Here is a 21,723-nt window from a genome sequence, read left to right as displayed (position 1 = left end):
TCTGTTTTAAATATAATCGTATTAAGCAAATTCGCCAAAAAAATATAACTTGGTAAATCACTTTTTGCTACTATCGAGCTAATAAAATAAGTTTGGAGTAAACAATGTCAGATTCTCGTTTGGTGTTTTCTACCGAGTTTGGCAGGATCAAAGCGGATGATGAGCCGCAACAACCCGAAGTAAAACTTTTCAAAGATGGGCATATTCGCATCGAACGTCAAACAAAAGGCAGAAAAGGAAAAGGGGTCATGCTTGTCGTCGGAATAAACCCTGAAGAGCACGATTTAAAAAAGCTTGCTAAATTACTTAAAAGTAAAATGGGGCAAGGTGGCGCTGTTAAAGAAGGCGTGATTGAGATTCAAGGTGATGATCGCGAAAAATTAAAAGGTTTGCTGGTCGCTCAAGGATTCAAAGTAAAAATTGCAGGGGGCTAGTTCCCTGCTGCTTTCATGATATCTTGTGATTGACCAAATACGTCTTGCTCTGTCAATGGCGCACTGTAGTAATAGCCTTGTACGATATGGCAATTATTTCTCTGTAAAAATGCCACTTGCTCCGCAGTTTCTACACCCTCTGCAATCACTTTCATACTAAGCTTTTGCGCCATTGCTATAATCGCTGCCGTAATTTCCATATCATTTGTATCTTCAGGTATATCTTTAACAAATGAGCGATCTACTTTAAGCACATCAACAGGGAAACGCTTAAGATAGCTAAGTGATGAATAGCCTGTGCCAAAGTCATCTATTGACAATGAAACGCCCAGCTTTTTCATTTCTTTTAGTTGTTCAATAGCCGCCTCTACATCGCCCATAAGCATACTCTCTGTTAACTCTAAGTGTAAGAAAGCAGGTGGCAGTCCAACTTCACTCAACGTTTCTGAGATAGTCTCGATGAGGTGAGTATCCTTAAACTGTCGCGCCGATAAGTTAATTGAAATGTCCGCCGTATAGCCTTTCGACCTCAGTAATGCAGAGAAACGACACGCTTCTTGTAAAACCCAAGTACCAATTTCCACAATGAGCCCGGTTGCTTCAGCAATAGGAATAAACTTGGTGGGCGGTATAGGCCCTTCTGTCGGATGAAACCATCTAATCAAAGCCTCATAGCCGACGATTTTGTTTGTTTTACTATCAATCTGAGGTTGATATTGCAGTGAGAATTGCTGACTTTTTATTGCTTGTCGCAGTTCATTTTCTATATGAAGTCGCTCATTTGCTGCTGCATTTAGCTCTTGAGAATAAAAATGGAACGTATTACGACCTTTAGCTTTCGCTTCATACATCGCCAAGTCAGCATGCTTTAACAGCTGTTCTTCTTCTTGGCTATCAAATGGCGCAAGCGTAATACCAATACTGGCACTAACAATCACCTCATTGTTTCCTAACGAGATGGGCTCGCTGAGCGTTTTTTGAATAGTGTGCGCGACATCCATTGCATTATCTCGCTTACTAATACCACTCAAAAGTACGGCAAATTCATCCCCACCCAATCGCGCGATTGTATCTTCGGCTCTTAACCTTTGTTTCAACCTATCTGCAACTTCAACAAGTAATCGGTCACCAGCATCGTGGCCTAGCGTATCATTAATACGTTTAAACTCATCGAGGTCGAAATAAAACAAGGCAAATGCATAATGACCGCGAGATGCCAACGCCATCGACTTACGCAACTGCATGCGGAAAAAGGTTCGATTCGCTAAACCAGTTAACGTATCGAAATAAGCCAACTCTTCCATTTTTCTTTGGCTTTCTTTTACAAATGAAATATCTTGTGCCGAGGCAACGTAACTTGAAATACGCCCGCCGTTTTCTCTTATCGGAGAAATACTCAAGCTAACCCAAATTTGCTCGTTGCTCCTACTTTGAAGCAAGGTGTCACCACGCCAATAGTTACGGCTTCTGAGGTCAAAATCGATATCATCGATTAAGATTGCCATTTCGTTAGAAATAATACTGAGCAGCGGCGAATCTAAAAAATGAGACTCTGAGAACCCTGTCATTTCTACCATCTTGGGGTTGACGTATTCAATCTTGAACCTTTCATTAGTAATGACCACACCTGTGCCAGAAAAGGCCACAGCTTTAGACAAGCGATTAGCTGCTTTTTCAGCAATTTCTTTTTCATTGATACGTTGGTTGAGGCCATTTACTAATTTTTTAATATCATCACTCATGTCATTGAATGACGCATTCAATAGCCCGATTTCATCATCACTGTCTGACAATTTTGGGTGGTCCCACTGGCCTCGGCCAAAACTAATCAGCACTTTTACAAGTTGGTTAATGCGCTTCAGTATTAAATGATAAAGCACTTGGTGAAGTAACATCGCGACAAACGCAGCGTACAATATAAAGAGGCCAAAAAACTTAACCTTGAGCTCTTCTAAGGCATGCAACGCCGTGTCTCTGCGCTTATAGATCCCAACGTACCAATCCAGCGCCCCCAAATGCATTACGTTTGCAATGTGGCTTGTTTCAGCATAGACAAATTCATCTTGAAAGCTGGGTAAATTCACTTTAATTGCCGTATCAATTACCTGTTGAATTGATTTAGGCAGCGCATCTTTACTCAAGAGTTCTGAACTTGACGTTGCCTTTAGCAAGCTAGGTGCAGACAAAACTCGCCCTTGCTTGTCAAAAATGATGTAGCTTTGTTCAGCACTGGGTTTAGGCAACCTTGCGAGTAAAGTTTCCAACTCAATATCACTGCCAGTAAACCCTCGATATATATCTCCTTCGTAAAGAGGCACTAAGATACTCACCACCCATTTATTCCAAACTGGGTCATGGTGAACATCTGACCAAATTGCTTCTCTGGTTGGGTTTAACTCTTCACGCAATAGCGGCTGGGCATGCATGTTGGCATGGCGGCTCTGTTCGTCGTCTAACAGCACTGAATTAGGAGGCGCAATACGCACGAAATCTTCTGTGGTATATAAATAAAAGTTAAAAAAGTCTTGCAACAATATGGGAGACAGAATATTCCATAGAGCTTCAGAGCTCTTAAACAATATTTTATCTGTCTCGGACAGCTCCTCTTTCAGCATATAAGCTGCCGACATTCCATTAAGTGCCACGCTGTGAGTTCGACCTGAGGCCGGTGTTAATGACAATTCGCTTGCACCAATGGCGCTGTCATCAACAATGGGCAGTAACCGCTTTGATACCACCACATTAGTTTGTTGGGCTAAGTTTCTTTTCAGCTCGAGATATTGAGAAAACTGTTGAATGGCTTGTTCGCTGATACTGTGTAACTGCTTAAACTCCGCCTCTACTAGGTGTTTTTCTTCCGACTTAAGCATTAATGCAGCAGCAAAAACCCCCGCAATAACACAGACAGCTGAAATCAAAATTGATAATTTCACGCTCAGTGAATTGGCACCGAAACGTGAAGGAGGACGGCGATTGCCCACGATAAAACCTTAACCTAGTTATGTTTTTTTTAATAAAGTGCTTTGAATATATCAGATCACGTAATTCGTAGCCAATCCATTTCAAGCATAAATTAAAATACCTTATTGTATTCCTACAATGTTATGTGTTAATAATAACCCCAATGTTACGAATTTAAACTTAAATAAAATATGAATATCATTACGCGCCCTTATTTTTTCTTTTTTAGCTTCTTTAGATGAAGAGGCTTATCTGTTTGCGCGTAAAAACGAATAGCTAAGCCTCCCAAACCCGGGAGGCTTTTTTTTTGGCAAAATGGGAGTGAGGACCATGACGCAAGATACATTGAATGCATTGAGAACAGAGATCAATGAAATTGATTCTGAGCTACTAGTACTTCTGGCAAAACGCAGGCGCATTAGCCATGGCGTACTGGAATATAAAATAAATAACAACAAGCCCATCAGAGATGAAGAACGAGAGTTGGCGCTGCTGGAAAAACTCATAAATTATGGCAAGTCACTGGGCTTGGACCCTTTTTATATCAACAATGTTTTTCAAGTCATTTTGGAAGACTCAGTTCTAAATCAACAAGCCATGCTACAAAAGAGTTTAAACCCTGACACCGTCAATGATACCCACCGTGTTGCATATTTAGGGGGTCAAGGTTCATACAGTCAGCTAGCTTGCCACAAGTACTTCAGCCGCCGTCCAGGCAAACTTGTCGAACTAGGTTGTCAATCATTCGATGAAATCACGACCAGTGTAGAGCAAGGTAAAGCTGACTTTGGCATATTGCCCATCGAAAATACCAGCTCAGGCAGTATCAATGAAGTGTTCGACCTGATGCAGCATGCACAAGTTTCGATTGTTGGAGAAGTGACTCACAGTGTAGAACACTGTCTACTCGCCCAACCTGGCGTTGAACTAAAAGATGTCAAAAAAATATTTGCTCACCCTCAGCCATTCGCCCAGTGCAGCCGCTTCATTCAAAGCCTTGCTGATATTATTCAAGAAACATGTGATTCCACCTCTAGTGCCATTAAAATGGCAGCTGAGACACAGCAAAGTGCAGCGATTGGCTCTGCACAAGCGGGGAAAAGCCAAGGGCTTGAAGTTATAAAAGATGAATTAGCAAACCAAGCAGAAAACCACAGTCGCTTTATTGTCGTTGCACGCAAACCACTGCAAGTCTCAACACAAATCCCAACAAAAACTAGCTTAATCATGGCGACTAAGCAGCAAGTGGGTTCATTAGCAGATGCTTTAATGGTATTTAAGCAACACAGCATAAACATGACTAAATTAGAATCTCGCCCTGTGCCGGGCAACCCTTGGGAAGAGGTTTTCTATGTCGATTTGCAAGCGAATATTGCCGAAGAGCATGTACAAAAAGCACTAGAGTCTCTGAAAGAGCATACGCAAACAGTAAGGATCTTAGGCTGCTACCAAAGTGAGTCCCTTAAAGCCGTAGACCCAATTTAAGCGCACTCATGTATGAAAGCGATTGGCAGCTCTGCCAATCCCATAAAAAATGCTCCGCCAAGCGGAGCATTGCGTTAAAGCCGTAACTAAAAAGGTACTCTGTTATCCGAGTACCTTAGCATCATTGGCTTTATTTAAAAGGCCTCTACTTTGCGCTAAAAATGAGTGCGCATTGTCTGAAAAGTAGGTTTTGGCCACATCAAAGCCTTTAATAAGCTCTGCTTTATCTTGGTTTTTGAGATTCTTTAAAGTCTGTGCAAAGGTGTCTTGATAACTTGCCAATAATCCTTCCACATCTTCAAATTGTGCCAACATAATATCGGCATAAAGATCTGGAGACTGTGCAAACAGCCTTCCGACCATCATTAGTTCTAACTGATAAATTGGAGAAGAGCACGCTCTTAACTCTTCTAATGTATGACATTGGCGCGCTAAGAATTGCCCGTACACAAATGTCGTTAAATGCCTCATTACCTGAATAATTTGCATTGCTTGGTCATGCTTCTTTGCTGCCATTGGCGCAATATAGCAGCCCCATATTTTTAGCTGCTCCAGTAACCCTTGATACTTTTCTGGATACCGCCCTTCACAAGCAACAACGGTTTGTTTAACCCAGTGAGATATATCGGGACCGAACATTGGATGTAAGCCAACAACGGGGCCTGCGTGCTTTTCAAGTAAACAATGCAATGGTTTTTGCTTAACCGAGGTTATATCTGCCAAAATACACTCTGGGTTTAGTTCTGGTAAGCTTGCAACGACCTCTTCAATCGTATTGATAGGCACACTGATTAAAACTAGTTTTGCATCTTGAAGTATTTCTGCTGCATTGCTTTGCTGCGCTTTATCTAAGACTTTAACGTCATAACCCGAACGCTTAAACTGTTTGGCAAATAGCTGGCCCATTGCCCCTTCCCCACCCACTATCACTATTGGAGATAATTCAGGTGCAGCGCACGCCAGTTCACTCTGCTGATTTTCATATGCTTCACGCATCATTCGGCGTAGGATATCTTCTACAAGTTCGGGATTAACTCCTTTCTCTTCTGCTTGAGCTCGTCTTGCTGCAATTAAAGCGGCCTCACGCTCTGGCGCATGTAATGGCGCGCCATTTCGTTGCTTGATCTTACCAACTTGCTCTGTGAGTAAACGCCTTTTCGCTAGCAAGCTCACAAGCTCACTATCGCACGTATCAATATGCTCACGCAGCTCGTCTAAGCTCAAGTCTTCTCTCATCTCCATACCGTAAACCCTAATTTACACCGGTAAATATATAATTACACTCAGTCTAACAGGACGTTTAATATTAAGAAAGTACCTTTTTTCATTGTATGACAATTGTAGGTAATGATCCCCACCGTGAGGAATAATAGTCGAAGAAAAGTGACGCATTGTAAAGCGATAGAGAAGCGTGGCAATGTCGAGAGGAGTATGTAGACACTGAGTTTGAAACCAAACAGGCCGCTAGAAGCGGCCTGTTTGTTAAGCATAGGTATTATGCGCGTATTAGTTAAGTTTTTCTTTAATACGTGCAGATTTACCAGAACGCTCACGCAAGTAGTAAAGCTTAGCGCGACGAACCGCACCACGACGCTTAACTGTAACGCTATCAACCAATGGGCTGTGTGTTTGGAAAACACGCTCAACACCTTCGCCACTCGAGATCTTACGAACAGTGAAAGATGAATGAAGGCCACGGTTACGCTTCGCGATTACAACACCTTCAAAGGCCTGTAGACGCTCTTTGTTACCTTCTTTAACGCGTACCTGAACAACAACTGTGTCACCAGCGCCGAACGCAGGTACGTCTTTTTTAAGCTGCTCTTCTTCAAGCGCTTTAATAATATTTTGGTTTACTTTTGCCATTTTATTTCTCACATTCCTAGGAGTAACTGTCTTCTAGCCACAAGCTTCATGTTCTTGCTGAAATTCAGCGAGAAGCTTTGCTTGCTCCTCAGTCAGAGCTAGGTTACGCAACAAGTCCGGACGGCGTAGCCAAGTCCTGCCCAACGACTGCTTTAAGCGCCATTTTGCAATTTCTTTGTGGTTCCCACTGAGTAATACAGCAGGGACCTGCTTTCCATCCAATATTTCAGGCCGAGTATAGTGAGGGCAATCTAACAGGCCATCCGAAAATGAGTCCTGCTCAGCAGACTGATTGTGACCGAGCACACCAGGCACCAATCGTGCAACTGCATCGATAAGTGTCATGGCAGGCAATTCGCCACCACTGAGAATAAAATCACCAATGGACCACTCTTCGTCTACATGAGACTCGATGATCCGTTCATCTATACCTTCATATCGACCCGCAACTAAAATCAATTTTTCAGACTTTGCCAATTCGGCAGCGCCTTGCTGATCTAGTTTGCGCCCTTGCGGAGACATGTAAATTACTTTTGCGCCTTCACCAGCTGCAGCTTTTGCATCTAGGATGGCTTTTTCAAGAGGCTCCACCATCATCAACATACCAGGACCACCACCATATGGTCTGTCATCCACAGTACGATGTTTGTCAGTAGCGTACTCTCTAGGGTTCCAACAATTGAACTCAATCAAACCGTTTTTCACAGCTCGACCAGTTACACCTTGCTGAGTAACTGCATCAAACATTTCAGGGAATAACGAAACAACGCCAACCCAAAGTTTTTGCTGATCACTCATTAAAATGCTGGATCCCAATCAACCGTAATTTCACGTTCATCATGCTTAACCTCAACAATGACAGAATCTGTCAAAAATGGGATTAAGCGCTCAGTCTGACCAAATGCATCTTTTTTGTTTGCTTTCACAACCAAAACGTCATTTGAGCCAGTCTCCATAAGGTCATCAACATGACCTAAGTTATAACCTTTATTGGTTACAACTGTCATACCAATTAAGTCTCGCCAATAAAACTCCCCTTCAGGTAATTCAGGGAGCTGCTCACTATTAACAGCGATTTCCGCATTGGTATAAGCCATTGCTTGATCTCTGTCATTAATGTTCGCAAATTTAGCGATGAAGCCCTTGTTGTGACGACGCCAGTCGCTCACTTCAAGTGCTTGCCATTTACCTTGTTGCCCTATCAACCACGGGCTGAAATCGAAGATCCCTTGGGGATCATCAGTAAATGAATGCACCTTAAGCCAACCCTTAATGCCATAAGGGGCACCTAATTTGCCGACAACGAGTGTCGAGGTGTTATCTTGACTCATGGTTACACTTACGCCTATTAAGCCGCTTTACGAGCGTCTTTAACTAGCTTAGCTACGCGATCTGAAAGAGATGCGCCTTGACCTACCCAGTGTTCAACACGAGCAAGATCTAGACGTAGTTTTTCTTCCTGACCAGCAGCAAGTGGGTTAAAGAAACCTACTTTCTCGATGAAACGACCGTCACGCGAGAAACGGCTATCCGCAACCACGATTTGATAGAATGGACGCTTTTTAGCGCCGCCACGTTGCAAACGAATAGTTACCATACCGTCCTCTACATAGATTGACTGTTTTCATTAATAAGATATAACTTCCCACTACGGGAAGCTGGGGAATTGTACGAGTTTTTCTCAACAATGCAAGTATGTTTTAGATTTAATTCTCAATCTTGACACCCTAGGCCCAATATAAGCCAATTGCACGTTATAAAAAGGCCTCATACGGACCAAAAAAAGAAACGGATGTCTATTGTAACCATCCGCTTCTGACTTTACTACGAAGACCTAGACGCCACATATTAATCTAGTGCCTAGGGGTTTAATCAGGGATATTAGTTCTGATTAGAAGGTGTACTTAGCATTAATCGCAAAACTTCGTCCAGGCTGGGTATATTGATTTAGATTTGTGCCCGCATCTAACCCTGCCACACTTTCATAAGGAATGTACTCTTTATCCAATAAGTTGAATACGCCTGCATTCAGTCTTAAGCCACCGAAATCATATTCGGCATATAAATCAATTGTACCCCAGCCGCTCGTTTTGACTTTATCCTCTGCTGACACTTTGGTCATTCTCTTTGCACCTTTGAAAGCAGCTGTCACTGACCAATTATCAGCCTCGTATCGTGCTTTTACAAAGCCATTTAATGGGCTGATAGAGTTTATATATTGATTAGTTTCTTTGTCTTTACCTTTGGTGTAGGTAAGTCCCGTGTCAAAAGCCACATTATCGTTTAGCCACACGGTAAATTCCGCTTCAAGGCCTTCAATCTCTACCTTGCCAAGGTTGTGATACTGATAATAAGTTTTTGGTGGCATACCTGGGATCTGACTCGGTTCCATTCTAACAACTTTGTTGTCAATAAAATCATCAAATTTTGAATGGAATACCGTCACTGCAAACTGTTTCGAGTCGAAATCACCTTTTACACCAAATTCAATGCTGTCGCTGGTTTCAGGATCTAGATCTGGGTTTGGTAAGATTTGGTAAAAAGGCTCAACCCCGTGGCTTTGGTAAGCTAAGTCATGTGGTGGGATCTTAAAGCCCCTTGCGTACTGCGCAACAAAGTTTAAGTTATCACTCACTGAAAATACAACACCTAGTTTAGGTGATAGTGCTGTCTCGCTGATATCGCCAAAGTCAGTGCCAGTATAGAGTTCGCTGTCTTTTGCATCCATCTCATAACGATCTAAGCGCAGTCCGGCATTTAGAGTTAATGTATCCGGTATCAAGGTAATGTTATCTTGAATAAAGGCACCTAGCATAGTTGTGTCTGCACCAGGGAATGTCTTTTGACCTTCTTTATCTAAAAGCTTGTTACCTTGTGCATCTATACGCGTTTTGAAACGTGGCCTTGCAGTTTCATAGCTATCAAAGTCGAAACCGTATACAAGCTGATGTGAAGTAGCACCTAACTCCAGCTGCTTATCTAATACCAAACGAGTGCCAAAGATTGACTGCTCAAATCGATAATCATTGTAATCAGTGTAAGGGCCTGTGCGGCTGCGGCTACCATTATTGAATCTCACTTGATCACTGGCTTGCTCAAAATCTGTATAGTAAATTTGTGCGCTTAAGTTGTCATAAGCAGCGGTTGCGGCATTTGTATCAAAATCCAATGAAAAAGAAATGCTTTCATTGTCATCTCTTGTTTCTATCTGAGCTGGCGTAATGATTTGTTCACTGTCTTGATCAAAGTAGTCAATCGTCGCTAATAAGCTTTCTGTGTCAGTCAGGTTAAACTCAGACTTTAACAGTAGCGCATTTGACGTGTAATCAAAGCCTGGTAAGTCTTCTTGGTAGTTTTGAGCGCCTTCACCGTCACGACGTGTTATCTGGATAGAGGTGGCATTAAAGTCACTCAGCTTTTTAGCAAATGTTGCTGTCGCACTCTTCTCAGCATTAACTTCATAGTAGCCAAGGCCAACTTGGGCATAAGTGTCTTTTTCAGATAAATAATCTGACGGGTTTTTGGTCGATATAACGACGATTCCACCCAGTGCATCAGAGCCATATAAAGATGAAGCAGCACCTTTCGCGACTTCAATCTGCTTTACATTGTCAACATCAAAGTAACCGCGTCCAATAATAAGACCACCGCCACCTGAATAGGCATCATTTAGTCGACGACCATCCTTTATATACACTACTCGGTTTCCACCGATACCACGAATATTGAGCGCTTGGGCTTCTCCAGTTGAGCCCGTTGTTGTTATCCCTGTTTGATACTTAAATGCACTATTCAAGTCCACTGCCAACTCACGTTCAATTTCTTGTTCGGTGACAACATTTACCGAGCCAGCCACATCATTGAGCTTTTGCTCGATGCGAGACCCCGACACTACGATAACCTCGCTGTCTTTTTCAAATTGCTCAGCAACTGAACTTGGCGCAGCAAATATTGCTGCTGCAATACTTAGCGAAATAGTAGTTTGTTTAAACATTATCTTTTAACCTCAAACAGGAAGAACGAATAAATTTCGCTGTGCACTATAAAGGTATTTTCTAAATAACTCAAATGATAATTGTTTGTATTACTATAATCATATAGATTTTATTTACTATCAAATGTATTATTGCCTCATCGGATAAATGTACTCATAAAGGATTTATTAGTGGCCCATCAGTACGTCGTATAACGTGCTTATTGGTCAACATACCCAAGTAATTAAACGTGAGAAAAGCAATGAAACACGCAATATTTATAGGTCTCTTTTTGGCAGCATTGAGCTTCAATGCTGCTGCCGAGCGAATTGTTGTCGCAGGTGGCACCATCACTGATATCGTCTATGCATTAGAAGCAGGGGAGGATGTCGTCGCAGTTGATACTTCAAGTACTTGGCCACCGAAGGCTGTGTCGTTGCCTAAGGTAGGGTATTACCGAGATTTAGCAGCAGAGGGGATTTTATCTCAAAAACCGACGCTGATTTTAACACTCGAGGGGGCTGGCCGCCCGCAAGTACTCACACAGATTAAAAGCACTGGCGTCCCTGTCAAACAATATGACAAACCGAAACAGGTAAAGGGCTTATTTACACTCATAAATCAAATTGCCGCCGATCTCAATAAGCAACCACAAGCTGAGAAATTAATTCAAGCACTTAAAAAGCAGCTTCCGAATAAGCCTCAACCATCCGCTACAAAAGCGTTGTTTATTCTTTCGGCAGGGGAACGTGGTGTCATGGTCGCAGGTAAAGAAACTGTACCCGATATTTTATTTGGCTATACAGGAATTAAAAACCTTGCAACTCACAATGGCTTTAAGCCCTTTAACCGTGAAGCCTTGTTGGTAAGTGACCCTGATTTTTTAGTTGCCCCGAGCCATGTAGTCTATGGTGCAGGCGGCCCAGAAAAGTTTTGTCAGCAAGCCGCGCTTGCACTGATCCCCGCTGCGAAGGAGTGTCGTTTGTTGGTAATGGACTCATTAATGTCGCTCGGTATGACTACACGTCTACCCGAAGCCATTGCCAAACTCGATTCATTTCATCGTAAGCAGGCGCTATGAGCAACATTGCCCTTCCTATTCTAAATTCCAAGCGTCATTTGAAATGGTATTGGCTGAGTGTGATATTTCTGCTCAGCTTGGCTTGGCTATCCCTTAGCAGTGGCCCTGTCGGTTGGGACTGGAAAATGCCAATTGCATGGCTCCTACCAGATTCTATGACCGCAGATATTAATCAATTGCAGATGAGTGTTGTGTCACAGATAAGGCTGCCAAGGTTATTGTTAGCAATACTAATTGGCTCAGTCCTCGCTTGCAGTGGTGCAGCCACTCAAGCACTTTGCCGCAACCCACTTGCAGATCCAAGCTTGATGGGTGTAACCGGTGGCGCGGCAGTCGCTGCGATCGCCGTTATCGCACTCGCGCCTAAAGTGAGTTTTGTTAATGAAGCGATGGTTGCCCCAGCCGCATTCATCGGTGCTTTAACGATAACCAGTGTTATTTATCATTTGGCTAACCACCAAGGCCAAGTGCAAATTACAACATTACTCCTCGCCGGTGTCGCAATTAACGCTATCGCGATGGCAATAATTGGTCTTTTTAGCTTTTTTTCAGATGATAGCTCTTTAAGACTTATGACATACTGGCAAATGGGTTCACTTGGCGGTGCAAGCTGGTCTGCAATGATCTATGGTGCCCCACTTATTATTGTCAGCACTATTCTATTACTGTTTAAAAAACGCCAAATCAACGCCTTAATGCTAGGGGAGCGAGATGCTAGGCATTTAGGGGTCAATGTCAAACGGCTCAAAACTGAAGTCGTATTCTTAGTTGCTTTGGGTGTCGGTGGTGCAGTTGCTATGGCTGGTATGATTGGCTTTGTCGGACTCGTAGTACCACACATCGCACGCCTATTAGTTGGTCCAGATTTACGAAAAATGTTGCCACTGAGCATGTTATTAGGTTGCTTGCTTATGTTATTGGCTGATTGGATCGCACGTTTAATTGTTGCTCCATCTGAATTACCTATTGGCATAGTGACAGCCCTATTTGGCGCCCCTTTCTTTATTTATCAGTTAGTAAAACAAAAGCGAGGTAGCCATGCTTGAATGTAAAAATATAGGTATTACTCGCGGTAGCAAACGCATCATTCATGACCTCTCATTTAAAGCTAACCTTGGTGAGTTCATTGTTTTACTCGGTGAGAATGGCGCGGGTAAATCAACTTTGCTCAGCGCAATTTGCGACGACTTGGACTACACGGGCGAAGTCTTATTTAATGACAAATCTATGGTGCAATACGCTCCGCAAAAATTGGCAACACAACGCGCTATGTTGCTGCAAAACAACCGCGTAAATTTTGCATTTAGCGCCGCCGAGCTAATTGCTATGGGCCGCTACCCATACCATGAAACTGCACATGCTCAAGCAAGCGAAGTGAATGATATTATTGTACAAATGGCACTAGAATCACTGGCTGATAGAGATGTTACAGTACTATCCGGAGGTGAATTTCAACGTGTACAATTTGCAAGATGTATTGCCCAACTAGACGCTCACAAAAAACACACTACAGGTAAGTTAATGCTATTAGACGAGCCGACATCAGCGCTCGACTTACATCATCAGCATACCACTTTGAGCACAGCTAAAGCATTTGCCGAGCAAGGCAATACTGTTATTGCAGTTCTCCATGACTTGAATCTTGCGTCACTATATGCAGATCGAATTTTACTTCTGCATCATGGCAATGTTTACCATGATGGCAATCCACAAGATGTTTTGCGTCCCGAAGTACTTCAACCTATCTATCGTGCTGGCATGCAAATAAACTTGCACCCCAGCTTTCAAATCCCTATGATTTTTTCAGAACCGCTAACAGGAGCCTCTAATGCGTGAACAAGCCGCTTTTGAAGCACGCACTTTAGTAAGACAGTCAAATGTCTGCGTGATTTCAACTATTTCAAAGAACCTTCATGGGTACCCTTTTGGATCTGTGTCTCCTTTTATGACGGACAACCAAGGTAGACTTGTTTTTTATATTGCTGGTATTGCACAGCATTCTCGTAACCTTACCGAAGACAGCCGTATGTGTGCGACGGTATTTGATGCTGCCGAAGAAGGTGATCAGAACGCTCATGCACGTGTTACAGTGGTTGGAGATGCCGCCCCAGTACCAGCAGAAGAGGCTGAAGCCTTACTTGAGCGCTATGAGCGTCAATACCCAGAAGCAATATCATATCGCCAAGCACACGACTTTCAGTTGTGGCGTATGGAAGTGAAACGTGTCCGTTACATTGGTGGCTTTGGTCATATTTTTTGGATAGAAAAAGACGAATGGCATGAACAGGAGCCTGAGTGGACACTCGAAGATGAGAAGAGAATGGTTGAGCACATGAATGACGACCATGCTGATGCCAATCAACTAATGCTTCAAAAGGCACATGGAATAAAGTCAGACAACGTAGTGATGACCACGATTGTACCCGACGGCTGCTACTTAAGAGCACATGATAAAAACTACTACATCCAATTCGAAAATAAATGTATGGACAGCAAAGCTGTTCGCATGGAATTGGTAAGGCTCACTAAATTGGCGAGAAAAGCGCTCAATACTGAAGTCACTCAGGGTTAGTCACTGTGAGTATTTGAACTCATGTTTAAAAATAAAAAAGGGAAGTGTCAGCACTTCCCTTTTCTCATTAGAACAATGATTAAAATTTAGGACCGCCGCCGCCAAACATACCCGGTGGCATCATGCCTTTCATACCGCGCATCATTTTCATCATGCCGCCTTTGCCTTTCATCTTTTTCATCATTTTTTGCATTTGCGTAAACTGCTTGAGTAGTTTGTTGATGTCTTGTACCTGAGTACCAGAACCCGCTGCAATGCGCTTTTTACGCGACCCTTTTATAATTTCTGGTCGCGCTCGCTCTTTTGGTGTCATAGAGCTAATGATGGCTTCCATCTGATTAAAGGTTTTGTCATTAACTTGACCCTTAACTGCATCTGGTAGATTGTTCATACCTGGCAACTTTTCTAACATCGACATCATACCGCCCATGTTTTTCATCTGCTTAAGTTGCTCAGCAAAATCTTCAAGTGTAAAACCATCGCCTTTAAAAACTTTTTCTGCAACTTTAGCAGCTTTGTCTTTATCAACCTTGGCTTCCACTTCTTCGATAAGTGATAAAACATCACCCATTCCAAGAATACGTGAGGCAATACGATCTGGATGGAAAGGTTCTAACGCGTCGGTACGTTCGCCTACACCAATAAATTTAATCGGTTTACCTGTAATGTGGCGAATCGACAGCGCCGCACCACCACGGGCATCACCATCAGTTTTAGTCAGGATCACACCCGTAAGCGGCAGCGCTTCATCAAAAGCTTTAGCTGTATTAGCAGCATCTTGACCAGTCATTGAGTCAACCACAAATAGCGTTTCTATCGGGTTAATTGCCGCGTTCAGTTCTTTGATCTCATCCATCATGTCACTGTCGACGTGCAGACGACCTGCCGTGTCCACCAGCACAACATCAATGAATTTTTTCTTTGCGTGGCTTACCGCATTGTTAGCAATATCTACTGGCTTTTGCGAAATATCACTTGGAAAGAACTCAACATCAACTTCAGACGCCAAGGTCTCAAGCTGTTTGATAGCCGCGGGGCGGTAAACGTCAGCACTTACCACAAGCACAGACTTTTTCTTTTTCTCTTTTAAGAATTTGGCTAGTTTACCAACGCTGGTTGTCTTACCTGCACCTTGCAAGCCTGCCATCATAACAACAGCTGGCGGCTGTGCATTTAGGTTAAGCTCTTCATTCGCTTCACCCATGGCCTTTTCAAGTTCTTCACGAACAATCTTTATGAAAACCTGACCAGGGCTTAGACTTTTAGTTACTTCAACACCAACAGCACGTTCTTTTACTTGTTTTACAAACTCACGTACTACAGGCAGCGCAACGTCAGCCTCAAGAAATGCCATGCGCACTTCACGCAGCGTTTCTTTAATATTATCTTCAGTCAAACGGCCTCTGCCGCTGATATTTTTAAGCGTTTTTCCTAAGCGTTCTTGGAGGTTCTCAAACATGTATCGCTTCCACTATCTCGTAATTACGCAACATTATACTGATATGCGCGCAAGTAATACAGTATTCAAGTTATACAAAGATTCTTTTTACAAAGTCTTTGCAAGCGACGAGGCTTAAAATACAATAGCCTATTAAAGGACCACGTAAAGTAGACATAAAGTTCATGATCATTATTTTGTCATTGTTGGCGAGCCTGTTTTACACACTGGCGACTGGGCACGTGCTTTCACGCTTGTTTCATAAAGAAGGCCCAAGCCAAAAATTAACAGTCATATTAAGTACTGTCGCTATTTTGAGCCACATGCTTGTGCTCGTGAACTCAGTGTTTACACAGCATGGTCAGGATTTAAGCACCATCAATATTGCACTGCTTACCTGTTGGATCATTGTGGTCTCAGTTACAACGGTATCACTTAAGTTCCCAGCAACGCTTCTATTACCCGTTGTATATGGCTTTGCAGCCATTTTGTTAGTCGCAAGCCTATTTATTCCACATCACATCATTATGGATGACATCAATGTAGATTTAGGTTTAGTTACACATATCTCACTGTCTTTATTAGCCTACTGCATTTTAATCATTGCCACGCTCTACGCCGTGCAGTTCTTTTTTATCGATAAGCGATTAAAAAGCAAAGATCTTGCGATTATGAACAGTCATTTACCACCGCTGATGCAAGTGGAATCACAACTTTATCAACTACTCACCGTTGGCACAGCGCTGCTTACTCTAGCACTACTTGCAGGCTTTGTTTTTTTAGATGGTATGTTTGATAAAGCATCTATTCATAAGACGGTATTGTCACTCATCGCTTGGGTTATTTTTAGTGCTGTAACTATTGGCCATCATCAATTTGGGTGGCGAGGAAAACCCGTTGTTTTTGCGGTGCTAGGTGCTTCAGGCATCGTAACATTGGCCTATTTTGGCAGCCGATTTATACAAGAAGTCATCTTGGATAGATTTTAGAATAAGAAAAGTGAGCATGGAACTTGACTCTTATTCTATGCTGACGCTTAATAACCTTTCGAAAGTAAAAAAAGGATCCTCTGTTGGACGACATATCCACTAGCGCCCTGTTCATTATACTGGGCGTACTGATACTGATTTCCGGTTATTTCTCTAGTTCAGAAACCGGCATAATGTCAATTAACCGGTACAGGCTTAGACACTTAGTTAAAGAAAATAATAAATCCGCTAAGCGTGTAGACAAGCTACTAAAAAGACCAGATCGTTTGATCGGCCTTATCCTCATCGGTAATAATCTCGTCAATATTGCAGCATCCGCCGTAGCAACGGTGATAGGTATGCGTTTACTTGGTGACGCGGGTATCGTGGTGGCAACATTTGCCCTTACTTTAGTCATATTAATTTTTGCTGAAGTGACGCCCAAAACACTCGCAGCTTTGTATCCTGAAAAGGTCGCTTTTCCAAGCTCAGTCATCTTAAAAGTCTTACTAAAAGTGCTCTTTCCCGTTGTGGTTACAGTCAATTGGATCACCAACGGCATGCTCAAATTATTTGGTGTCTCACCAGAGCAAATCGAAGAACATAGTTTGAGTAAAGAAGAACTTAAAACCGTCGTTAACGAGTCTAGTGCGATGCTGCCTACAAATCACGGCAGTATGCTGACATCGATATTAGACCTCGAGCAAGTGACCGTTGAAGATATCATGATCCCACGCAGTGAAATAAACGCCATTGATATAAATGACGACTGGAAAGATATTACGCGTAGATTAACCAACGCTCAGCATACTCGCGTGCTCTTATATCGAGACCAAATTGACGATGCAGTAGGCTTTATTCACTCTCGAGACGCGCTGCGTCTGCTTACTAAAGAGCAATTCGACAAACCTTCTCTGTTACGTGCAGTACGCGAGATTTACTTCATTCCCGAAGGTACATCACTAAACACCCAGCTACTAAAGTTCCAACAGAATAAAGAGCGGATAGGTTTAGTTGTTGACGAATATGGTGATATTCAAGGCTTGGTAACTCTTGAAGATATCTTGGAAGAAGTTGTCGGGGATTTTACGACAACTCAAACACCTACACCCAGTGATGAAGTTACTATCCAAAGTGATGGCTCAGTGCTCGTTGACGGTGGCGCCAATATTCGCGATTTAAATAAAGAAATGGGCTGGGAACTACCTACTGAGGGGCCAAAAACCTTAAGTGGGCTAATTGTTGAGTATCTTGAAGACATTCCTGAATCACAACTCAGCTTAAAAATCGCTAACTACCCGATGGAAGTTTTAGAAGTAAAAGAGAATATGATTAAAGTTGTTAAAGTCTTTCCACTACAACCGACTAAATCTCTTTCCTAAACTTACCTAAATTAAAAAAGGCCAGTGCTATGCACTGGCCTTTATGATTTGAATAAGCTCAACATAGTCGCAATTAAAATCACAGTTTATAACCCGACTACTCGCGTAAAGCTTTATGAAAACAGACGCTCAAACCAATTCTTGTCTAAATCATCTTCACACCTTTTAAGTTGTGCCCCATAACGAGAAGCACGGTGCTTAACTTTGTTGGCTACTTTCATTAACCATTTTTTCTTCTTATAGGTCCCGCGTCGATATCCTCCCCACCCTTCGTGGTAATTAAGATACTGCGCATACGCATCCCATTTAGAAACGCCATTTACCTTATGGGTTTTATAAACAAACCAGCCCATAAAATCGATGGCATCTTCGAAGTCATCTCTATCCGCACCCGAGTTGCCTGTTTCACGAATGTAGTCACTCCACGTCATTGTCTTAGCCTGAGAGTAACCATAAGCGGAGCTCGCTCGACCCACAGGAATAAAGCCTAAGAAGTATTCCATTGGCGGTGCGGCGTCATGCCTAAACGAACTTTCTTGGTACATCATGCTCATTAATACGTGTTTAGGCGATCCCCACTTTTCCTGAGCATCACGCGCATCATAATACCAATCTTCTTTTTCTTCAAAAATCTTACAAATATCATTAGGTTGCTTCGGTGGTGCAGTGGCGCAGCCGGTCAGTGCAACAAGTAGAGGTAAAAATATTATTTTTTTTCGCATTTTTTTTGAACTCACCTGAACTTTTCTATTTTGCTGAGGTCATAGTACTTGAATGCAGCAGTTTAGCATTGTTTCATCCCTGATATTTTTTACGCAGCCAACTTGGCTGCGTTTTTTTATGCCTTTTCGAAGTAATCTTGCAAAAATGCTTTAAATGATAGGGTGTCGTTTTCCAACACGGCTTTTTCGTCTTCAAAAGACTGAGCAGCCTGCTTATCTAAGTCTGCCTTGCTGTAGTATTGATATTCAGCACCGAGATGCTCATTTTTGTATCGCTTGGCAATATCAAGCGCTTGCTCTGCAGAATCTCCACCTGTTTCACGAAGTGAAGATACAAGCTTGCCAGAAAAGGTCTTTTCTGGATTCGCCACCCAAGTAGCAAGATCACGCACAGTGTCAGAGTAAAGCGTATTGTCATGCGCCGCGTCGAACAATTCAGCAACTTCTGCAAGTCCTGAAAAAATATCCTCACCCCATTGAGCAATCGTGATCTTCTCCTCGCCTCGCTGTAACTCGGTGTTGGTGTCACGGCCAGTGCTGATAACAGCTTGGAGGTTTTGATCCGATACTTGCTGCTCTTCCCAGCTCATCTTTGGCGCATCTTTAAGTAGGCAGTAAGCCAAAAATACATCCAAAAACCTGATTTGCTCGATGCTAATACCCGTATCGGAGAATGGGTTTACATCTAATGCTCGGATTTCGATATACTCGATCCCACCACGAGACAGCGCTTGGGTCGGAGTCTCATTTTTATGTGCATTACGCTTTGGCCTGATAGGCGAATAAAACTCATTTTCTATCTGGAGAATATTTTTATTTAGCTGCTTAGGTGCTTGAGCACGGAAGTCATCAATGCCCTCGTATAAGTCCGAGCGACATCTTATTGCTCTTTGCAACCCTGCCACATACTCAGTCAAGCTGTTGTACATTACTTTTAATGAAGATTGCTCACTGTTGGTATATCCCAAGTCACCTAAGCGCAGTGCCGTGCCATGAGGCAGATACAAAGTGCCCTTACCTTGCTTTTCAAATGGTAAGTTACTCTGCTTGCCTTGCAAAAACGAACTGCATAAGGCTGGCGATGCACCAAACAAGTAACTAATCATCCACAGCTCTCGCTTGAAATTGCGAATAAGCCCTAGATACTTATTCGAAATATACTCTTGTAGCTGGCTGTCATCTTGCTCGCTCTCCTTTAGCGCGAGCCAAAAAGATTCTGGAAATGAGATGTTAAAATGCACACCAGCAATCGCCTGCATCATACTTCCATATCGATTTTTTAACCCTTCTCGATATAGCGTTTTCATTTTACCAATGTTGGACTCACCAAATTGAGCCAATACAATGTCTTGCTGGTCCTCAATAAAACAAGGCATGCTCATTGGCCACAGCATTTCGTCGCCCATACTGGTCAACGTATATTTTTGTAGATCTCTTAGCTGTGTTAATGTCTGCTCCGCAGAAGTACTCACAGGGGTGATAAACTCGAGTAGTGACTCTGAAAAATCAGTTGTAATCGAGCTATGTGTTAACGGGTGACCGACACCTTTAGGGTGAGGTGTTTTGGCAATCTTACCAGATGGCTGGATCCGCAGTGCTTCTCGTTCAATACCTCGCTGTATTCCTGTTAAAGAGGATACAAGCGTGGATGTGGCAAGCTTTTCAAGCTTGCTTGCAAAATTAGTTTGTTTCAAAAAAATACCTCGAGGCTCGGATCAAGCTTAAGTTATGCCATCCTCAATGGGGGCAAATTACAAATACTCAAGCCACAATTATAACTTTACCAAAGTGTTGGCCTTGCTCAACAAATGTGTGTGCCTGACTTAAATCATCTAATTTATATTTTTCACTCACAGCTACTTTCAACTGGTTATTTACTACATCCTGATATAGCGTGTTTAACTGCTGACAATTTGGCGTAACCAAAACACTTTCACCGTGCATCTTCAACGATTGACCATGAGCTATTACATCGTCTTTGGTTACAGTGGGTACCGTAACAAAATGCGAGCTGGGCTCCATATTGCTTAACATCTTCTTCGCAGTCTCACCACCAACTAGATCCAGCAACTGCCCTACTTGTCTTTGAGCAAAAAAATCATCGTAATGTATATAAGGGAGCTCAAATTCAAATGACTCTATCACATTGCCACGTTTCGTTACCGCAACGACATCGAACCCTGAGTTTTTTGCAATTTGCACAGCCAGATGCCCAACACCACCAGTTGGCGCATTGATGTAGAGTGTGCCATTACTTGGCAACAGCTTGGACAAGGCTTGTACCGCTGTGAGTCCTGCTAAACTTAGACCAGCAATATCAAGAGAAACTTTCTCTTCGACACAAATTATTTGTTCGCTACTAGCAACCACATGAGACGCATAACATCCAGGGCTTGATGGAAAACCTACCATGCCAAGTACAGTATCTCCCAGCTGAATACCCGAAACACCGTCTCCTACTTGCTCGACTACACCTAGTAGGTCGTAGCCAAGTGGCAAAAACGTTCCCGGTTGTTTCGCTTGTGCCACATAACCAAGTCCACTGCGCGTTTTAATATCTATTGGATTAATTGATGACGCCAATACACGAACCCAAACCTGCCCTATAGTGAGGCTTGGTTTAGTCGAGATCCTGACACTTAACCGTTCAGCAGTACCAAACTCAGTTACACCCAGTTGCTTATATTGATTATTCATGAATTGCCATCACGATAGACTAAATAGCTATCAAATCTACCATATAAAATGAGATCTCCCCAATAACTTCATCGTGTTCTCAAGGTGATTCGTAAGATAATTGTCTAGTTAGAAACAAGATACCGAGGCAAACATCGACGCAT

At 42.7% G+C, this 21,723-nt stretch carries 19 protein-coding genes; 8 read left to right on the top strand and 11 right to left on the bottom strand.

All coding sequences use genetic code 11. The features are described 5' to 3' along the window. The first annotated feature begins 104 nt into the window (after nt 1-104). Entirely contained in the window at nt 105-434 is a 330-nt protein-coding gene (locus N480_RS06275; RefSeq protein WP_063371667.1) for a translation initiation factor SUI1, read from the top strand. Here the strand turns inward: N480_RS06275 and N480_RS06270 are convergent. Next, nucleotides 431-3,415, bottom strand: a complete 2,985-nt coding sequence (locus tag N480_RS06270; protein ID WP_063371666.1) for an EAL domain-containing protein — start codon at nt 3,413-3,415, stop codon at nt 431-433. The genes N480_RS06275 and N480_RS06270 overlap by 4 nt on opposite strands. Nucleotides 3,416-3,725: 310 nt before the next feature. On the opposite strand from N480_RS06270, the gene pheA reads away from it, so the two are divergent. Next, the gene (gene pheA, locus N480_RS06265; protein WP_063371665.1) at nt 3,726-4,880 is read left to right on the top strand and encodes a prephenate dehydratase; all 1,155 of its coding nucleotides are present in this window, start codon (nt 3,726-3,728) and stop codon (nt 4,878-4,880) included. Between the two features lie 102 nt (nt 4,881-4,982). Here pheA and tyrA read toward each other — a convergent pair whose 3' ends face one another. The 6 genes from tyrA to N480_RS06235 form a co-directional block, all read right to left on the bottom strand. Continuing rightward, nucleotides 4,983-6,116 (bottom strand): bifunctional chorismate mutase/prephenate dehydrogenase, encoded by a 1,134-nt coding sequence (gene tyrA, locus N480_RS06260; RefSeq protein ID WP_063371789.1) that lies wholly within the window; start codon nt 6,114-6,116, stop codon nt 4,983-4,985. A gap of 270 nt (nt 6,117-6,386) precedes the next feature. Then, complete coding sequence (rplS, locus tag N480_RS06255) at nt 6,387-6,746, bottom strand: 50S ribosomal protein L19 (RefSeq protein ID WP_063355205.1); 360 nt, start codon at nt 6,744-6,746, stop codon at nt 6,387-6,389. Nucleotides 6,747-6,779: 33 nt separating this feature from the next. Beyond that, entirely contained in the window at nt 6,780-7,544 is a 765-nt protein-coding gene (gene trmD / locus N480_RS06250) for a tRNA (guanosine(37)-N1)-methyltransferase TrmD (RefSeq protein WP_063371664.1), read from the bottom strand. Then, the gene (gene rimM, locus N480_RS06245) at nt 7,544-8,077 is read right to left on the bottom strand and encodes a ribosome maturation factor RimM (protein ID WP_063371663.1); all 534 of its coding nucleotides are present in this window, start codon (nt 8,075-8,077) and stop codon (nt 7,544-7,546) included. The genes trmD and rimM overlap by 1 nt, the downstream gene beginning before the upstream one ends. A gap of 17 nt (nt 8,078-8,094) precedes the next feature. Then, a complete protein-coding gene (rpsP, locus tag N480_RS06240; protein ID WP_063355208.1) occupies nt 8,095-8,343 on the bottom strand; it encodes a 30S ribosomal protein S16 in 249 nt (82 codons plus the stop codon). 294 nt (nt 8,344-8,637) lie between these two features. Next, nucleotides 8,638-10,740 (bottom strand): TonB-dependent hemoglobin/transferrin/lactoferrin family receptor, encoded by a 2,103-nt coding sequence (locus N480_RS06235; RefSeq protein ID WP_063371662.1) that lies wholly within the window; start codon nt 10,738-10,740, stop codon nt 8,638-8,640. A 242-nt stretch (nt 10,741-10,982) separates the two neighbouring features. Here N480_RS06235 and N480_RS06230 point away from each other — a divergent pair, with 242 nt between their 5' ends. From N480_RS06230 to N480_RS06215, 4 genes are read left to right on the top strand one after another with little or no spacing between them, the layout of a single operon-like run. Continuing rightward, nucleotides 10,983-11,801: a heme/hemin ABC transporter substrate-binding protein gene (locus N480_RS06230; RefSeq protein WP_063371661.1), complete on the top strand. Its 819-nt coding sequence runs from the start codon at nt 10,983-10,985 to the stop codon at nt 11,799-11,801. After that, nucleotides 11,798-12,847 (top strand): FecCD family ABC transporter permease, encoded by a 1,050-nt coding sequence (locus N480_RS06225; RefSeq protein ID WP_063371660.1) that lies wholly within the window; start codon nt 11,798-11,800, stop codon nt 12,845-12,847. The genes N480_RS06230 and N480_RS06225 overlap by 4 nt, the downstream gene beginning before the upstream one ends. Beyond that, nucleotides 12,840-13,637 carry a heme ABC transporter ATP-binding protein gene (locus N480_RS06220; RefSeq protein ID WP_063371659.1) on the top strand — a complete coding sequence of 266 codons (798 nt, stop codon included), beginning with the start codon at nt 12,840-12,842 and terminating at the stop codon, nt 13,635-13,637. The genes N480_RS06225 and N480_RS06220 overlap by 8 nt, the downstream gene beginning before the upstream one ends. Next, entirely contained in the window at nt 13,630-14,373 is a 744-nt protein-coding gene (locus tag N480_RS06215; RefSeq protein WP_063371658.1) for a HugZ family protein, read from the top strand. The genes N480_RS06220 and N480_RS06215 overlap by 8 nt, the downstream gene beginning before the upstream one ends. A 79-nt stretch (nt 14,374-14,452) precedes the next feature. Here the strand turns inward: N480_RS06215 and ffh are convergent, their stop codons facing one another. Further along, nucleotides 14,453-15,832, bottom strand: a complete 1,380-nt coding sequence (gene ffh / locus N480_RS06210; RefSeq protein WP_063371657.1) for a signal recognition particle protein — start codon at nt 15,830-15,832, stop codon at nt 14,453-14,455. Between the two features lie 164 nt (nt 15,833-15,996). On the opposite strand from ffh, the gene N480_RS06205 reads away from it, so the two are divergent. Together N480_RS06205 and N480_RS06200 are read left to right on the top strand one after the other, a co-directional pair. After that, a complete protein-coding gene (locus N480_RS06205; RefSeq protein WP_063371656.1) occupies nt 15,997-16,800 on the top strand; it encodes a cytochrome C assembly family protein in 804 nt (267 codons plus the stop codon). Nucleotides 16,801-16,883: 83 nt separating this feature from the next. Beyond that, on the top strand, nt 16,884-18,161 hold the full coding sequence (locus tag N480_RS06200; protein WP_081225477.1) for an HlyC/CorC family transporter: 1,278 nt from the start codon (nt 16,884-16,886) through the stop codon (nt 18,159-18,161). A gap of 113 nt (nt 18,162-18,274) precedes the next feature. On the opposite strand, the gene N480_RS06195 is transcribed toward N480_RS06200, so the two are convergent. The 3 genes from N480_RS06195 to N480_RS06185 all read right to left on the bottom strand — a co-directional run bounded on the left by N480_RS06195 (nt 18,275) and on the right by N480_RS06185 (nt 21,580). Continuing rightward, complete coding sequence (locus N480_RS06195) at nt 18,275-18,883, bottom strand: transglycosylase SLT domain-containing protein (protein WP_063371654.1); 609 nt, start codon at nt 18,881-18,883, stop codon at nt 18,275-18,277. A 116-nt stretch (nt 18,884-18,999) separates the two neighbouring features. Then, nucleotides 19,000-20,577: a glutamate--cysteine ligase gene (gshA, locus tag N480_RS06190; RefSeq protein WP_063371653.1), complete on the bottom strand. Its 1,578-nt coding sequence runs from the start codon at nt 20,575-20,577 to the stop codon at nt 19,000-19,002. A 67-nt stretch (nt 20,578-20,644) separates the two neighbouring features. Further along, nucleotides 20,645-21,580, bottom strand: coding sequence for an NADP-dependent oxidoreductase (locus tag N480_RS06185; protein WP_063371652.1), 936 nt, complete (start codon nt 21,578-21,580; stop codon nt 20,645-20,647). Between the last annotated feature and the right edge of the window lie 143 nt (nt 21,581-21,723).

Source organism: Pseudoalteromonas luteoviolacea S2607 (assembly GCF_001625575.1).
In the GTDB taxonomy this organism is placed as follows: Bacteria; Pseudomonadota; Gammaproteobacteria; order Enterobacterales; family Alteromonadaceae; genus Pseudoalteromonas; species Pseudoalteromonas luteoviolacea_E.
The sequence above is the reverse complement of the archived record's forward strand: the minus strand, read 5'-3'. Positions and strand labels throughout refer to the sequence as shown.

Coding starts and splice junctions, on each gene's coding strand:
- N480_RS06215 (WP_063371658.1), top strand. CDS start 13,630: ATGCGTGAACAAGCCGCTTTTGAAGCACGCACTTTAGTAAGACAGTCA.
- N480_RS06235 (WP_063371662.1), bottom strand. CDS start 10,740: ATGTTTAAACAAACTACTATTTCGCTAAGTATTGCAGCAGCAATATTT.
- rimM (WP_063371663.1), bottom strand. CDS start 8,077: ATGAGTCAAGATAACACCTCGACACTCGTTGTCGGCAAATTAGGTGCC.
- tyrA (WP_063371789.1), bottom strand. CDS start 6,116: ATGAGAGAAGACTTGAGCTTAGACGAGCTGCGTGAGCATATTGATACG.
- N480_RS06195 (WP_063371654.1), bottom strand. CDS start 18,883: ATGCGAAAAAAAATAATATTTTTACCTCTACTTGTTGCACTGACCGGC.
- N480_RS06220 (WP_063371659.1), top strand. CDS start 12,840: ATGCTTGAATGTAAAAATATAGGTATTACTCGCGGTAGCAAACGCATC.
- N480_RS06230 (WP_063371661.1), top strand. CDS start 10,983: ATGAAACACGCAATATTTATAGGTCTCTTTTTGGCAGCATTGAGCTTC.
- rplS (WP_063355205.1), bottom strand. CDS start 6,746: ATGGCAAAAGTAAACCAAAATATTATTAAAGCGCTTGAAGAAGAGCAG.
- trmD (WP_063371664.1), bottom strand. CDS start 7,544: ATGAGTGATCAGCAAAAACTTTGGGTTGGCGTTGTTTCGTTATTCCCT.
- N480_RS06275 (WP_063371667.1), top strand. CDS start 105: ATGTCAGATTCTCGTTTGGTGTTTTCTACCGAGTTTGGCAGGATCAAA.
- pheA (WP_063371665.1), top strand. CDS start 3,726: ATGACGCAAGATACATTGAATGCATTGAGAACAGAGATCAATGAAATT.
- N480_RS06205 (WP_063371656.1), top strand. CDS start 15,997: ATGATCATTATTTTGTCATTGTTGGCGAGCCTGTTTTACACACTGGCG.
- N480_RS06225 (WP_063371660.1), top strand. CDS start 11,798: ATGAGCAACATTGCCCTTCCTATTCTAAATTCCAAGCGTCATTTGAAA.
- N480_RS06185 (WP_063371652.1), bottom strand. CDS start 21,580: ATGAATAATCAATATAAGCAACTGGGTGTAACTGAGTTTGGTACTGCT.
- rpsP (WP_063355208.1), bottom strand. CDS start 8,343: ATGGTAACTATTCGTTTGCAACGTGGCGGCGCTAAAAAGCGTCCATTC.
- ffh (WP_063371657.1), bottom strand. CDS start 15,832: ATGTTTGAGAACCTCCAAGAACGCTTAGGAAAAACGCTTAAAAATATC.